Origin of the sequence: Paenibacillus sp. TCA20, from assembly GCF_000732325.1 — a bacterium.
Classification (GTDB): domain Bacteria; phylum Bacillota; class Bacilli; order Paenibacillales; family Paenibacillaceae; genus Paenibacillus; species Paenibacillus urinalis.
The window spans coordinates 304,481-319,541 of the sequence record NZ_BBIW01000003.1; the positions used below are offsets into that span (position 1 = coordinate 304,481).

Sequence of the window (15,061 nt, forward strand, 5' to 3'; positions counted from 1 at the left end):
AATGAGTTATGAACTAATGAAATTTACAATGAAGCACCCAGGAGATGTAAGTGAACTAGAGGAACAACTTGAGTCCGGCCAAATCAAGGCCGCTCATATCAAAGCCATCATAGCTCAAACAGAAGGAGATAATTATGCAAGAGGATATAGTACACTTGCTTTCCAAGTGTTATTGTCCAAATATTTAGGCAAAACCCATGATGCTATTTTTGAAGAAATTCCGATGATGATGATTGGTAAGACTGGCGGTTATATGAGTCCGCATTATACCGTATTTTTGAGAAACGATCATCATCTGTCTGATTCAAGAGCGGGAAGCAAACGATGGGTATTCGGCGTAGCTTCAAGTCGAACGCTTCTTCCGGAAGAAATCGGCACTTGCGTTCAAGTGGATCTGGCAGCAGAAGCGGTACGTGATGCAATCAGAGACGCAGGAATCACAGATCTCAGTGACGTGCACTGTGTTGAAATCAAGTGTCCCTGGGGGGAAGGAGGGGTTCGATCCAAAGCTTCTTCTGCACTCGGCTCTGCGGTAGCTTTAAGGGAGGTCGATCGGGAAAAGATTACGGATGAAGTGATTAATGGGGACCATCGTTTATATACAGTCAAAACCTCTGTCTCCGCAGGCGGAGAACAGACAGCCATTCGTGTAATTGTGATGGGTAACAGAGACGGGGCAGACAGTTCACTTGTTATCGCATCTGGCATGATGGAGGACGGATTTGATCTGAGAGGACTTTATCGTGTCTTCGCATCTCTGGATATGGCCGTTGATCCTTTGCTTTCACCCAAGGAGCAGGGGAGGATTCGGCAAATATTTGTAAATGCCGGTGCGGATGCTTTGCCTCATATTAGAGGCCAGCGTCACACCATTCACACCGATGCACTAAGCATGCATGCAGGAGTCGTTGCCAAATCAGTGGCTCATGCGGTTGTGGCAAGCGTTGTCAATGATGCGGCCATCTTGTGCTCAGCCGGTTCAGAGCATCAGGGCCCGCGGGGAGCTAATCTAATCGCAGTTATCGCTGAAGCCAGAGGGGATGAGGAATGATGAGTGAGATCTGGAAATGTAAAGGATTTGCTAATGCGCATACACATCTGGATAAGGGGATGCTCGTTCCCGAGGTAGTCTATGTGGATGCTCCCGCGAGCATTCGTGGCGGATGGACGAGGGAGAAAAAAGCTGAGTTTACTAAAATGGATATATATGACCGCGCTGAGAAGGCGCTTCTTCAGATGATTCGTTATGGAACGACTTATGTAAGAACACATGTAGATGTAGATCCGGTTGTCGGCTTGAAAGGAATAGAGGCTATGCTTGAGCTGCAACAAGCATTTGCCAAGCAAATCGTTATTGACATTACAGCTTTTAATCAGGAAGGCTTTGATCGCTACCCAGAGACAGAGAAACTGCTGCAGGAAGCACTCACTATGGGGAGGATGGGACTTGGCGGACATACGCTAGTTGATGTAGATGGTAAATTACACATTAGAAAAATGATGGCGTTGGCTGAGCAATTTGATGTTCCCTGGTTAGAATTCCATACAGATGAGAGTGGGAAGCCGGAGGACTTTCTTCTGCCCTTTCTTGCAGAGCAAGCCTTAGAGCAGGAATGTGGAGATAAGATCTATGCCATTCATTGCAATTCTCTGGCGACTGTACCCGATCTAGAAGCGGCAAAAACGATAGAGCTTATGGCAAATGCCAAGCTTCATGTTACAGTGTGTCCTACAGCAGTAGCTACAAGACCCATTACAAGAACGAAAGAGCTCTTGAAAGCAGGAATTCCAGTAGCACTTGGAAGTGACAATATGGGAGATCTATTCAATCCACTTGGAGGAGGCAACATGCTCGGCTATGCGCAGCTTCTGGCTTACGTGCAGCGGTTTTATGAGCCTGAGGAACAGCTTGCTCTATTAGATATGATTCGAAGAGGTCCCGCTGATCCGCTATCGGCTTCTTCGCATCATGAGCTTAACATATCCGTCGTATTTGAAACACAGGAGACACGCGAGTTATTATCCCACGTGCCTCTCCCTCATATTGTTCAGGACAAAGTATGTTCAGCTTGAATTTCATGAGATTTAAGAATGTGATGAATCATGACGGCCATTTGCAGCTTGAGGAGGTCCACAGGATCTTTAAATGAAAGCTGAAGAAGGGATTCACATTTATTTAATCGATAGAAGACGGTATTGCGGTGCAGGAAGAGCACCCTTGCCGTCTCTTTGACATTGCAGTTTTGCTGTAAGTACACATCGAGTGTCTGCAGTAGTTCTATATTTTCATCTGATTTCGGAAAAGCAATCGATTTGAGAATACTGCCGCAAAACTCCCTTAATTTATGATAAGGCAGCATCCGAATCAGATCAGGAACCTGCTGAACTCGGTAAGCATGTACTGAAGTGGAGCTATGACTGTCATTTGCATGTTTTAATGCCAGGACAGCTTCCTGATAAGCCCTGGCCAATCGGTCAAGCTGATCGGCATGATTGCTGAGTCCAATGGAGAAGAGGTGATTATCATTGCTTTTTCGAAGATGGGAGAGTGCACTTTGCAGCAATTGAATCATTCGTCCCTCTTGCTGTGAAACCGACAGATCATTAGAAGTCAGAATGATGACAATATGATCTCCTTTGACGGTTGTTATGGCATTCATATGTTTAGCATCAAGGTAGGCTTGAATCTGCTCCTGCAGGTATTCATAACCCCTGCTATTAAAAGGAAAGGAAATCCGTCCGTCCAATGAAGAGTCAACTTGGCAAACAGCGACCCAATAGATGCCTTTTGATTGTAATCCATATTTCTCGCCGCGTTTCATAATCTCCTGTACTGATGTATAACCGTTATCTAATAACTCACTGAAGAATTCTTCTCTAAGCCGGTTTGACCCCTCCATTAGAGCAGCTTGCTTGACGCTCTCAAGAGCAATGACCTGAGCAGCTTGTTCCAGAGGCATCAGCAATGTTTTTAACGTTTCATCCGTATGCATGACAATAATGTAGCCCTTTAAATTTCCAGAAGAATGAATGGGATACACTCCGAGCCGTTCTCCGCTTGTTGTTTTATAGTACGAGAGGCTGTTTTCAGTAGGGCTCTGATTCACAATGAATTGAAGTAATTCTTCGCGAAACTCCTCGGATACTGCCCAGGAGCGAGCAGAAGCCGACCATCCGACCATGGTCCGCTTGCTGTTCGTAATCAGAATCGGATGATGAACTACGCTTGTCAGTGTCTGGGCGATGTCTGACATGGTAGCACCATTAAGGAAGAGTTTGGAAAATTTACGATGAATCTCAAAAGTCCGTTCAAGCTCAACCTGCTTTTCATTCAGTAAAATGCTCATGACTTGACTCATCATATCCCCGAGACCCTTTTCATTAGGAAGTACAGCGATTGGCATTTGCAAGGTTGAGGAAGCGGAGAGCATCGTTTTTGGAAGAGGGCTGATGTGGTGACTGGCTTTAATAATCATACCTGCACATCCAGCCTCGGACATTTGATGAATGAATGCGGAAAGTACACGGTGATTGCTTAAAATTACATGTTCTGTGGTGAATAGAAGCTGCCCTCTACACAGCCATGTCGCAATGTCAGGAGATGCAGACTCTTGATGTGGAAGTTTGACCATGACATTAACGGACTCAATGGTTGAATCCAATCCGTTCTCCCCGGCAACAACGGAAGCGCCGTAGAAGAACGGCAGCTTTAAAATTTTTTTCAGTGTTAGTGCCATTTCCATTCCTCCAATGTAAGGTTTGATCACGCTATGAATTCAATCTAGGAAAAAAACGGACCTGAACAATAGAGTTTTTAACCATTATGCCCTATCAAATAGAGTGGATCTAGATATATGAGCCATTTTTGTAAGTGCTGCTGAAGTTCATAGCCATGATCTTGTGCACTGAGGACATAGGCTTGCATCGTATATCTCGCTATCATGTGTTTATCAAGTAAAAGAACAATGTCAATAAACCTGACACTAAAGAGAAGGAGTGGGAAAAGATGAGAAAGATTTGGATCGTCATGCTTGTAACGGTTATGCTGACAGCTTTGGGATGTGCTAATCAAAATCAAGGTGTCCGCGAAACAGCCAGTACAGCTGCGAATGCCAGCTCAAGTACAGGTCTTGGAACTGACTTGCCTCCAGCTGAACAAGATGAACTCACACTACGTCTAAATTGGAAATTCAAAGGTGAATTCGCTCCATTTTTTGTAGCCAAGGAAAAAGGCATATTTGAAAAGTATGGACTTAACGTGAATGTGTTGGAGGGATCTGGATCAGTGTCGGTATTGCAGGTGATTGCCCAAAACAAAGAAGAAATTGGGGTAACTTCAGCTGTAGAACCCGTACAGGGGATAGAGAAAGGGATGCCAGTGAAAATGATTGCATCTTACATGACTCGCTCACCCATCATTCTGCTGTCCTATCCGGATAACCCAGTACGCTCACCCAAGGACTTGGAAGGAAAGTCATTGGCCTCCTCATCTGGATCAACCTTCACCAGCGTGTATGAGAAATTTCTGGAGTATAATGGCACCGATTATGAAAAAGTAGAGCACATGATGGTGGAAACAGGTGCACGAAATACGTTGTTCCAGAACAGAGAGGCAGATGCGATAGCGGTATTCTCAACAAATGAGTATCCATTGTTCGAGAAGAATCTAGGTCAAGAGCTAGTACCGCTTTATTTAGCGGATTATGGTTTTGACCTATCGGGACTCTCACTTATTACTAACAATAAGTTTGCTGAAGAGAATCCTAATACGTTAAAACGATTTCTGATTGCAGTCGATGAAGCCTTTGCCTATTCTATGGAGCATCCTGAAGAAGCAGCAGCTATATCCAAACGATTATTTCCGGATGTGGTTGATGAACAAATTACAGCTGAACAAATTGTAAGAACAGGGGAGCTGGCTGTACGTCCTGAAGGAAAGCCGTATGGATATGTTAATGCAGAGCATTTAGAGCAGATGACACTGCTTATGCAAGAGACTGGCCTTATTAAGAATAGAGAGAAAGTAGATACGTATTATACGAATCAGTACCTTCCTGACCAATCTGCGGAAGCAGGGGGAGAAGAATAATGAGTAATACTGCGAAGTTTAAGTCTCTGCTGTCCGTATCGCTTACCGTAATTGCGCTTCTTGCTCTATGGCAGCTGTGCTGCATGGTGTTCGGTATTCCAGAATACTTACTGCCAACTCCGCTTAATATCGTTGAACGTATGGCTCAGGATTGGCAAGTATTGCTTAGGCACAGCGGGATAACCATAGTCGAAATTCTAGCTGGGTTTGCCTTATCGGTTGGGTTTGGTGTTCCGTTCGCTATCATCATCGTATATTCGAAATATTTTTCCAGGTCGTTTTTTCCAATCATGATTGGTCTACAGTGCGTGCCTATGATATCACTTACCCCGCTTTTGATTACTTGGCTTGGATTTGGGATGGTCACGAAGGTCATTATCGCTTTTCTCATCGCGTTCTTCCCGATCATTGTGAATAGTGTAGTAGGTCTGCGTTCATCGGAGAAAGAGATGCTGATGCTTGCCCAGTCCATGAAAGCCAGTACGTTCCAGGTGTTTATGCATTTCCGGCTGCCAAAGGCACTTCCTAGCATCTTTGGAGGCTTCAAAGTAGGAATTACGCTGGCTGTTGTCGGAGCCGTTGTAGCGGAATTCGTCTCCTCAGACAGAGGACTAGGCTATCTTCAGCTTGCTGCCAGTGCCAATCTAGATATTACGATGCAGTTTTGTGTGGTTGTCATGCTGGCAGTCATCGGACTCATTTTTTACAATTTGGTCGGATGGATCGAAAGAGCAGCAATACCTTGGTACAGAGCTGCCAGAGGAGGAGAATAAGATGGCTGGAAAAACAATCGCAATTCAAAATGTAGAGAAAAGATTCGAGACGCGTACAGGTGTCGTTCAAGCGCTGAGCAAGGTCAGTTTAAATATTGAGGCATCTTCATTTGTTTCTGTTGTGGGACCGAGTGGCTGTGGAAAAAGCACGCTGATGAATCTACTTGCAGGTCTGGATCAACCAACAGGAGGCACCATCGAGATGGATGGAAGTACGATGAATGGGCCGCAGTCGGGGAATGCGGTAGTTTTTCAGAAGGATCTATTGCTGGAATGGAGGACAGTACAGGGGAACATCCTGCTGCCTTATGAACTGGAGAACAGATTAAACCGTAAACAGCTGGCTGAGCAAAAACGCAAAACTAACGAGCTGCTAAGCATGGTTGGACTTGATGGTTTCGGTGACAAATATCCATTTGAGCTGTCAGGAGGAATGAAGCAGAGAGTATCGATCTGCCGTGCTTTAATTCAGAACCCGTCGTTACTGATGATGGACGAGCCTTTTGGTGCGCTTGATGCACTAACTCGTGAGCAGATGATGTATGATCTGTTAAAGATTTATACGAAGTATAAATGTACTATTATTTTTATTACCCATAGCATTGAAGAGGCGGTTTTCCTTTCTGATCGGGTCATCGTCATGTCACCTAGACCTGGCTCAATCTTAAAAGATATTTCAATTCAGTTAGAAAGGCCGCGCAGTATGGAGACAAGAACGCATCCGAAATTTTTTGAGCATGTTCGGGAGATACGGGAGGTCTTTCAATCTCAAGGTATTCTGACGGAGGTATGAGATGAGCGAATATACAGAGTATAGCTTAACTAATGTATTGAAAGAAAAGACGGCTCTCATGATTATCGATATGCAGAATGATTTTATTCATGAAAAAGGTGTATTCGCTCAGTATGGCTATGATACAAGCATGTACAGTGGGATCGTCCCCGTAATTAGTCAATTAGTGAAGGAAGCGAGGCAGGCAGATATTACCATCATATGGGTTGGGATGTCTCACAACCAGCTGAACGACGGACAGGATGCCTGGATAAGGCGGCGTATAGGCAGAAGCCATCCTCCGAGCTGCCGGACTGGAACCTGGGGGGCAGATTTTATTCAGGAGCTCGATATTCGCACAGAGGATGTATTGGTGTGGAAGCATCGTTATAATGCCTTTGTGGGTACGGAACTAAAAAGAGTATTAAAGGGTATGGGAGTAAAGACGCTTATTGCTGCTGGGATCAATACGAATACTTGTGTCGAATCCACACTTAGGGAGGCTCATTTGATAGGGTACCATGTTGTGCTTGCAAAGGATGCTACCGCCTGCCTTTATTCGGACGCTTACGAACCGAGTCTAACCAATATAGAACGGCACTTTGGCTTTGTTGAAGCCTCCTCCACCATCACTTCTCTCTGGAACAACGTTGGAAATGTCACATCTACCTGATCAGCCAATACAATGTTATTCATAAAAGATTACAGATGAATGGAAACGTTTGGGTCATCCCAGACGTTTTTTTATTATTAGATGAATCCATATGGAGGGAATATTCGTGAAGAGTTCAAATATACAGCTTTCAAAATTAATGGGCATAGTTCTGGTTATAGCCGGATTCATGATGATCGTGACGAAACTCTCAGTTGAAGCCGGAGCTGAGGAATTTCGAATTCAAGTCTCTGGGACCGGGGAGACAAAAAGTAACTTATAGCGACAAGGAATCCGAAATATTTCCCCTTTACTCAGAGACATAACTACAGAACAAAAAAACACGATAGCTCTTTCCTTCCAAATTAGGTAAAATGGTATTTAGGGTAGTATTTAAAACTTAGTTTCATCTAATGAAACCAGAAAGTGTTCATGAGGAGGAAAAGGACGATGTCATTTAGGTTTGTTGGTCTTGATCATGTTCAGCTTGCTGCACCGGAAGGCTGTGAATCAGAAGCACGTCATTTCTTTAAAGAGATTCTAGGGTGGACCGAAATTCCTAAGCCGGAGCCATTACAAAATCGCGGTGGTATTTGGTTTAAATGTGGGATTCATGAAGTACATATTGGAGTGCAGAAGGATTTTACACCTGCCTCTAAAGCCCACCCTGCATTTCATGTTCACAATATAGAAGCTTTAAAGGAGCATCTGACGAAGGAAAATATAACTATACTCCATGATGAGGCACGTACAGAAGAAGGCATCACACGCTTCTATACTCATGATCCATTTGGCAACCGAATTGAATTTCTTGAATTTAGCAGATAAATATATAGCATACGCTTGGAGATCAGGATAGTTGGATGACAATATTGCATATGACTTGGTTTAATTGGAATCGCTTTCTTGTCAGTCGTGTTACGGTGTGCAATTGAGGATCTAATGAGAAATCAGGGCTTAAGATGTGATTACGGTAAAGATTAGTTATAACTTTTCTTTCTCTACCCTGGTGCGAATTACAGGTTATATAATGTAGTTGTCGGGGCCGACGAAATACAAGGAAAGGAGATGATCCAATTGATCAATGAGCGCGAGGTGACTTTCGCTTAAGTGCGAAAGTTGTGCGTTTAGCATGGGAGGAGGCTGATGCCTCCTCTCATTATTCATCCATACCGTATCTTTTTGACCCTGTGTGATAAAATTTGTAAATTTTAAAAACTATTTCTTGCCTATATAACAATGGTTTCATTATAATAAGTTTAGTTTTACATATTGAAGATTTTGCCACATGCTAACTTGCTAAGTAACCGGCGGAATCTAATCTTAAGAAGAGAGGAGAAAGTACAATGCAGCCGTCATTTAAACTTCAACAACAGGAACAACTGAATATGCTCAAGCCAAGGTACCTCTATACCGATACGCGATCATGACAAGGGACTCTTAATGAATCGTGAGAAGGACTGTGTATTGTGTGAATTTTAGCCTATGAATATAATTTTGAGGACTGCCTATGGACATTTGTAAACGTTCAGGGTTTTTTTATTTTTTTAAGGGCATAGTTTCCGTGAGAAGGTTACAACAACCAAAAATGAACGAAAGGAGAGGCGAACATGATTTTAAATGTCTTTGTAAGTGATGATGTGAGTGGCCAGAGAACCGTATTTGAGGAGGATATTTATCGTGATGTACAAAAATGGAAGAGATGCGCTTCCCCCTAGCTTATTGAAAGAGATTCAAAAGTATATACAAGGAGATCTCATCTACATCCCAAAAGCTACCGAAGAGCGTGCACGCTGGGGAGAAAAGAGCGGAGCCCGCAAGCAGCTAGCTCAGCGTAATGCAGAAATTTCACTATATTATTCCAAAGGATGGTCTGTTTCGGAGCTGGAGCAGAAATATCATCTATCAAGTGAGAGTATTCGCAAAATTGTAGTAAAGTCCAGGTAATTAGGATGGTTAGATGGGAGAGTGCCTTCATTGTCGATTGTTCAAGGGCTTCCGAGCTCGATTAGTAGTCAAATTGAAGGTCCATTGTTATTCAGCGCACGGACAGATTTATTACACAATGGACATTTCGGAGAACAGTGGACCGTGATCACTAGGGAAGAGGTCACGGTCTGGACTCCGGAAGGAATCAATATAAGCAGGCTGGAAGTACAGCAAATGACAGAAGCCCGAGCCGTCAGTGGAATAGGCGGCGGCTCCTTCATTGCGGATACATCCAAAGGTCCTGTAGTTATCGCGAGATATACGGCCGCCCTTACGGCGGTCTATAGCTTCGCAGCTAAGCTTGTGTGTGCAGTAATTCAGCAGGAAGAGCTGCCGACTGCTTCGGAAAAAGAACTTCCGCGTTATTGCCCGAATTGCGAGCATCCACTGGCGGAAGGAACTCAGACATGTCCTGTCTGTAAGGATAATGGAAAAGTACTTCTTCGCATGCTCCGGTATGCAAAGCCATATAAGGGACAAATGATTGTGGCTGGAATTTTACTTGTATTAACTACGCTTGTTGAACTCATCCCGCCTTATTTAACCAAGATTATGATAGACGATGTTTTGAAACCGGATTCATTATCCGCTTCGTTGCTGTGGCTGGTCATCGGACTAGGAGCAACCATGCTCGTTACATCGGTAATGCAAACGGTTCGCGGATTGCTGGGCGTATGGGTCGGCTCCAAACTAATGGGAGACATTCGGAAGGATATATACCACGCATTAATGAAGCTGTCCCTGTCGTTCTTTGACCGGAGGCAAACCTCGCAATTTATTGGCCGGGTTAACAGTGACTCGGAGGCAATGCGGCAATTCATGACAGACGGTATTATCTGGGTAACTGGAGAATCTCTCCGAGTGGTTGCCATCTTCGCCATTATGTTTGGACTTGACTGGAAGCTGACGCTCTTTGCATTATTGCCTATGCCTGTGATGGTGTTTGTGTCCTTATCTCTATGGCCTAAGATCGGACGGCGTTGGTATCAGCAATGGAGATCCATTTTTCGACTGAACGTTATTGTGGGTGACTCGCTTCAAGGGATACGAGTAGTAAAAGCTTTTGGACAAGAGAAGGCAGAGATATCCCGATATAGTGAAGTGAATGAACAGCTTGTGAAGCATAATATTCGTATCGAGGGCTTGTGGCAGGGAATGTTCCCGTTATTTTCCTTGATCGCTGGGATTGGGACACTGCTCATCTGGTATTACGGCGGAGCATCGGTTATACAAGGGGAGCTTCAGCTTGGTGTACTCATGGCATTGATATCCTACCTTGGTATGCTGTTTGGTCCGCTGCAATGGATCAGTCAGATGATTAATTGGTCCAGTAATGCATTGGCTGCTGCGGACCGAGTATTCGAAATTCTTGATACGACACCGGATGTACCTGATGCACAGAACCCGCGTGATATTGGCAGCATGAAGGGACATGTCCAGTTCAATGAAGTAACCTATGGCTATGAGAAGCATCACCCTGTATTGAAAAAGGTGAACCTTGAGGTACAGCCGGGAGAAATGATTGGGCTGGTAGGACATTCGGGAGCTGGTAAATCGACATTCATTAATCTGATTTGCCGTTTCTATGATCCAGATGAAGGCAGCCTTTATATCGATGGAGTTCCGCTAACAGAGATTAGTCAAACTGATCTTCGGAATAAGATCGGGGTTGTGCTGCAAGAGACATTCTTATTCGATGGAACTATAGCGGAGAACATTGCTTATTCCAAGCCGGATGCTTCTCCGGCTGAAATTATGCGGGCAGCTAAGATTGCTAATGCGCATGATTTCATTGTTCGTCTGCCGGATGGCTATGATACGCGTGTCGGAGAACGAGGGCATAGGCTGTCTGGGGGAGAAAAGCAGCGTGTTGCTATTGCCCGGGCAATTATTCATGACCCACGTATTTTGATATTGGATGAAGCAACGGCTTCCGTAGATACAGAGACCGAGCGTCAGATTCAAGAAGCCATTTCAAGACTTATACAAGGGAGAACAACATTTGCTATTGCACATCGTCTGTCAACTCTGCGAAATGCGGATCGTTTGGTCGTACTTGATAAAGGAAGAATCGTTGAAGTGGGAACCCATGAAGAATTGTTCTCGATCGAAGAGGGAGCTTATCGTAAACTCGTTGATGCACAGCAAGAATTGTCGAAGATCAAGGGGGTCGAGGGTTAATGGAACGAGATCCTTACGATATTCACTTTCTTCAGCCAGCGGATGTCATGTTCAGCCGGGGGCCGGGAGGTGTTTTACAGGGAGTTATAGAAGGCGCACTGTATTCTGAAATTTTAGTCTATCGAACTTTTCCTTTCAAGTACACTTCTCAATATATCTCCATTCGTAATGCGAAGGGAGATGAACTCGGAATTATTGAGGATATAAGTCAGCTGGATGATGAAAGTGCAGAGGAATTGGGGAGAGAACTGCAATTTCGATATTTCCTGCCGAGAGTAACCCGAGTAGATAGTGTCAAAGAAAAATCAGAGCTCTGGGTCTGGGAGCTGCAGACGACACTCGGCCCAACACGCATGGCCATGCGTAATTTACACGAGCATGTGCAGTACCCTGGCGAGGGACGATTGATATTAACGGATATAAACGGTAAGCGCTGCGAAATTCTCGATTGGAGAGCGCTTGATCAGCATAGTAGAAAGCAACTGACAGACGTAATCTAAATACCGTTTATGACAAAGACCGATACAGCGGTGTAAATGTATCGGTTCTTTGTATGCTTGTTTGTTTCAAAAATGGAACGCCCGCCGAGAAAACGAACTCGGTTCTCCTCCCGAGTGGAACTTCTGGAACCTGAACGACTTTTGCGAAGCAACCGGAGAGAGGAGCCAAAAATGAAACGCCCGCCGAGAAAACGAACTCGTTCTCCCCTACCGAGTGGAATTTTTGGAACCTGAACGACTTTTGCGAAGCAACCGGAGAGAAGGAGCCAAAAATGGAACGCCCGCCGAGAAAACGAACTCGGTTCTCCTCCTTCGAGTGGAATTCTTGGAACCTGAACAACTTTTGCGAAGCAACCGGAGAGAGGGAGCCAAAAATGGAACGCCCTATACATGATTTTTTTAGAGAGAACACATACTTCACAGAGGAACCATTTTGTTACGGGAGGAGACTGCATTAATAATGCAGATCCTGACGGTTAAATCTTATCGACAAGTGAGGAGAAAGAATGCTTAAAACAAAAATAATCTGTACGATGGGGCCGGCATGCGACTCCATTGAGCTGTTAAAGCAAATGATTCAGCAAGGAATGACCGTGGCGCGTTTGAACATGGCACATGGCGAACCAGATGACCATGTTCAGCGGATGAAGAGAGTACGGCAGGCAGCAGAGGAAATGAACACATTTGTACCGATTATGATTGATATCAAAGGACCTGAGATTCGTATCGGAAAATTAAAAGAAGCCTCTGTCCAGCTCATGACGGGGGAAGAACTCATATTAACTACAGAAGAAATACTCGGTGACACCAAACGTATCAGTGTGAATTATGCCGAGATGAATCTCGTCGTTAAACCAGGTAACATCGTACTCATTGATGACGGATTGATAGGACTTGAAGTGATGGAGGTTACTGGACCGGATATACACTGCAAAATCCTGAATGGTGGAGTACTAAAGCCTAGAAAAGGTGTGAATCTTCCGGGAATTAAAACGACACTGCCAGGGGTAACCGAGCGAGATAAAAAGCATATAGCTTTTGGGCTCGAGAACAATGTGGAGATGATTGCCGCGTCCTTTGTGCGCAAAGGAGCAGATATCGAAGAGATCCGATCAATTCTTAAACAAAACAAGGCAGAGCATGTCCAGATTTATGCCAAAATCGAGAATCAAGAGGGCGTGGATCGGATCAATGAGATTATTGAAGCGTCGGACGGGATTATGGTGGCTCGAGGTGATTTGGGAGTCGAGGTGCCGATTGAGGATGTTCCGATGGTTCAGATCGAGCTTATCCAAAAATGCAATCTGGCAGGGAAGCCTGTCATTGTGGCTACACATATGCTGGATTCCATGCAGGTGAATCCTCGCCCAACCCGTGCTGAAGTCAGCGATGTATCAAATGCAGTTCTGCAGGGAGCCGACGTCGTGATGCTGTCGGGAGAATCAGCAGCCGGGAAGTACCCGGTGGAATCTGTGAGGACGATGGCTGCTGTAGCTAAGAAGGCTGAATCACTTATTGATTATAGAAGTGAATTCTTTAAGAAAAGAGAGCTGCATGCAACTAAAATTACCGAGGTTATCAGTCAAAGTGCAGTAAGTGCATCACTTGAGCTGGGAGCAAAGGTAATTATTACATCTACAGGCAGCGGGTTTACTGCGAGAATGATATCGAAGTATCGTCCGAAGGCTCCTATCCTGGCAATCACATCCAACCCTGAGGTGCTGCCTAAATTATGCTTGTACTCAGGCGTTTTTCCGTACTTGGGTGAGAAGGTGACAACAACAGACGAGATGTTTGAATCGGTGACACGAAACGCAGCGATGAAGGGGTTTGTGGAGCCAGGGGATACGGTAGTGTTGTCCGCAGGTGTGCCGATCGGAAGATCGGGAACGACAAATTTGATCAAAATTGTTGAGGTATGATGAATTCATATCCCATGTATTAAGGGATCTGAATTCATCAAAATGGAATTCATATCCCCTGTAATGAGGGATATGGATTCATCAAAATGGAATTCATATCCCATGTAATGAGGTATCTGGATTCATCAAATGGGATTTGTATGCCTTTTACAGAGGACATATGGATTCATCAAAATACAAACCATCCATTAGGGAGGCGAACAAATATGCCTGATTGGCTGGAGGTTTCGATCAGAACATTGGCATCGGTAACCGTCCTGTTCCTGATCACCAAAATATTAGGTAAACGTCAGATTTCCCAATTATCACTATTTGAATATATTACAGGTATTACACTCGGAAACTTGGTCGGTTATATCTCGCTTGACGTTGATAATACATGGTACTTAGGGTTTGTAGCTTTGTTTGTATGGGTTGCCGTATCTACAGTAGCTGAGTATGCCACGATGAAGAGTAAAAAATTAAGGGATATCGTAGACGGCAAAGCAACGGTGTTGGTTGAGAAAGGGGCTTTGCTTGCAGACAATTTGAAAAAAGAACGTCTCACGGTGGATGAATTTCTAGAACAGCTGCGTAAAAAAGATGTGTTCAGGGTAGCTGATGTGGAGTTCGCAGTGATGGAGCAGAGCGGAGAAATTAACGTGCTGCTCAAAAAAGAGCATCAACCTCTTACTGCCGATCTGTTAGGCTATCAGCTGTCTTCCGAGCAAGAGCCAAAAACCATTATCATCGACGGACATATTTTACCTGATTCGTTATCCTCTTCGGGACATAATGAAGATTGGGTTCATAAAGAGCTCCGCAGACTGGATCTGCCGCTGAAAGAGGTATTTATAGGACAGGTAGACAGTCAAGGAGAGCTTACCGTACAGACAGGAAAGGACTCTTTGCCTAAACCGACGACCTCGAAGCCAAACGATCAGATTGCAGAGCTGGTCAAGCGAATGCAGGATGATTTAATCATGCGAAGACAGTTATCGGTTTATGAGAAAGACAAGCTGGAATACCAGCAAGCATTAGATCAACTGAACAATGCAATGCATGCTTATAAATCTCCACACAAGCCGTAACATTATTTAATGTGCGGCTTTTTGCTTTTCCTATGGAGTCACTTTACATATTCTTACTTTAAAGGATAACATAGAGGGACTGGAAGGTGTTATTCTTTACAATTTTAAAAAGG

General features: G+C 44.3%; 13 protein-coding genes. 12 read left to right on the forward strand and 1 reads right to left on the reverse strand.

Annotated elements, in window-relative coordinates; translation table 11 throughout:
• Position 1: 1 nt before the first annotated feature.
• Both TCA2_RS07695 and TCA2_RS07700 read left to right on the forward strand, forming a co-directional pair.
• Positions 2-1,051 carry a ring-opening amidohydrolase gene (locus TCA2_RS07695; RefSeq protein WP_047910989.1) on the forward strand — a complete coding sequence of 350 codons (1,050 nt, stop codon included), beginning with the start codon at positions 2-4 and terminating at the stop codon, positions 1,049-1,051.
• Positions 1,048-2,073, forward strand: a complete 1,026-nt coding sequence (locus TCA2_RS07700) for an amidohydrolase family protein (RefSeq protein ID WP_238546318.1) — start codon at positions 1,048-1,050, stop codon at positions 2,071-2,073. Before TCA2_RS07695 ends, TCA2_RS07700 begins: the two co-directional genes overlap by 4 nt.
• On the opposite strand, the gene TCA2_RS07705 is transcribed toward TCA2_RS07700, so the two are convergent.
• Positions 2,049-3,737, reverse strand: coding sequence for a PucR family transcriptional regulator (locus TCA2_RS07705; protein WP_047910991.1), 1,689 nt, complete (start codon positions 3,735-3,737; stop codon positions 2,049-2,051). The genes TCA2_RS07700 and TCA2_RS07705 overlap by 25 nt on opposite strands.
• 269 nt (positions 3,738-4,006) lie before the next feature.
• On the opposite strand from TCA2_RS07705, the gene TCA2_RS07710 reads away from it, so the two are divergent.
• The 10 genes from TCA2_RS07710 (at position 4,007) to TCA2_RS07755 (ending at position 14,948) form a co-directional block, all read left to right on the forward strand.
• Positions 4,007-5,089 carry an ABC transporter substrate-binding protein gene (locus tag TCA2_RS07710; RefSeq protein ID WP_047910992.1) on the forward strand — a complete coding sequence of 361 codons (1,083 nt, stop codon included), beginning with the start codon at positions 4,007-4,009 and terminating at the stop codon, positions 5,087-5,089.
• Positions 5,089-5,862 carry an ABC transporter permease gene (locus TCA2_RS07715; protein ID WP_047910993.1) on the forward strand — a complete coding sequence of 258 codons (774 nt, stop codon included), beginning with the start codon at positions 5,089-5,091 and terminating at the stop codon, positions 5,860-5,862. Before TCA2_RS07710 ends, TCA2_RS07715 begins: the two co-directional genes overlap by 1 nt.
• Before the next feature lies 1 nt (position 5,863).
• Complete coding sequence (locus TCA2_RS07720) at positions 5,864-6,655, forward strand: ABC transporter ATP-binding protein (RefSeq protein WP_047910994.1); 792 nt, start codon at positions 5,864-5,866, stop codon at positions 6,653-6,655.
• 1 nt (position 6,656) lies between these two features.
• Positions 6,657-7,307: a cysteine hydrolase family protein gene (locus TCA2_RS07725; RefSeq protein ID WP_047910995.1), complete on the forward strand. Its 651-nt coding sequence runs from the start codon at positions 6,657-6,659 to the stop codon at positions 7,305-7,307.
• Between the two features lie 429 nt (positions 7,308-7,736).
• Entirely contained in the window at positions 7,737-8,114 is a 378-nt protein-coding gene (locus TCA2_RS07730) for a VOC family protein (RefSeq protein ID WP_047910996.1), read from the forward strand.
• A gap of 855 nt (positions 8,115-8,969) precedes the next feature.
• The gene (locus TCA2_RS07735) at positions 8,970-9,233 is read left to right on the forward strand and encodes a CD3324 family protein (protein ID WP_285849985.1); all 264 of its coding nucleotides are present in this window, start codon (positions 8,970-8,972) and stop codon (positions 9,231-9,233) included.
• 21 nt (positions 9,234-9,254) lie between these two features.
• Positions 9,255-11,456, forward strand: coding sequence for an ABC transporter ATP-binding protein (locus TCA2_RS07740; protein ID WP_238546319.1), 2,202 nt, complete (start codon positions 9,255-9,257; stop codon positions 11,454-11,456).
• On the forward strand, positions 11,456-11,956 hold the full coding sequence (locus tag TCA2_RS07745) for a DUF1854 domain-containing protein (protein ID WP_047910999.1): 501 nt from the start codon (positions 11,456-11,458) through the stop codon (positions 11,954-11,956). Before TCA2_RS07740 ends, TCA2_RS07745 begins: the two co-directional genes overlap by 1 nt.
• A gap of 506 nt (positions 11,957-12,462) precedes the next feature.
• Positions 12,463-13,878: a pyruvate kinase gene (pyk, locus tag TCA2_RS07750; RefSeq protein WP_047911000.1), complete on the forward strand. Its 1,416-nt coding sequence runs from the start codon at positions 12,463-12,465 to the stop codon at positions 13,876-13,878.
• Positions 13,879-14,084: 206 nt separating this feature from the next.
• Complete coding sequence (locus TCA2_RS07755) at positions 14,085-14,948, forward strand: DUF421 domain-containing protein (protein WP_047911001.1); 864 nt, start codon at positions 14,085-14,087, stop codon at positions 14,946-14,948.
• Positions 14,949-15,061 lie beyond the last annotated feature (113 nt).

Excerpts from the sequence above, each read along its gene's own strand:
- TCA2_RS07695 (WP_047910989.1), top strand. The coding sequence starts at position 2 with ATGAGTTATGAACTAATGAAATTTACAATGAAGCACCCAGGAGATGTA.
- TCA2_RS07700 (WP_238546318.1), top strand. The coding sequence starts at position 1,048 with ATGATGAGTGAGATCTGGAAATGTAAAGGATTTGCTAATGCGCATACA.
- TCA2_RS07705 (WP_047910991.1), bottom strand. The coding sequence starts at position 3,737 with ATGGCACTAACACTGAAAAAAATTTTAAAGCTGCCGTTCTTCTACGGC.
- TCA2_RS07710 (WP_047910992.1), top strand. The coding sequence starts at position 4,007 with ATGAGAAAGATTTGGATCGTCATGCTTGTAACGGTTATGCTGACAGCT.
- TCA2_RS07715 (WP_047910993.1), top strand. The coding sequence starts at position 5,089 with ATGAGTAATACTGCGAAGTTTAAGTCTCTGCTGTCCGTATCGCTTACC.
- TCA2_RS07720 (WP_047910994.1), top strand. The coding sequence starts at position 5,864 with ATGGCTGGAAAAACAATCGCAATTCAAAATGTAGAGAAAAGATTCGAG.
- TCA2_RS07725 (WP_047910995.1), top strand. The coding sequence starts at position 6,657 with ATGAGCGAATATACAGAGTATAGCTTAACTAATGTATTGAAAGAAAAG.
- TCA2_RS07730 (WP_047910996.1), top strand. The coding sequence starts at position 7,737 with ATGTCATTTAGGTTTGTTGGTCTTGATCATGTTCAGCTTGCTGCACCG.
- TCA2_RS07735 (WP_285849985.1), top strand. The coding sequence starts at position 8,970 with ATGTACAAAAATGGAAGAGATGCGCTTCCCCCTAGCTTATTGAAAGAG.
- TCA2_RS07745 (WP_047910999.1), top strand. The coding sequence starts at position 11,456 with ATGGAACGAGATCCTTACGATATTCACTTTCTTCAGCCAGCGGATGTC.
- pyk (WP_047911000.1), top strand. The coding sequence starts at position 12,463 with ATGCTTAAAACAAAAATAATCTGTACGATGGGGCCGGCATGCGACTCC.
- TCA2_RS07755 (WP_047911001.1), top strand. The coding sequence starts at position 14,085 with ATGCCTGATTGGCTGGAGGTTTCGATCAGAACATTGGCATCGGTAACC.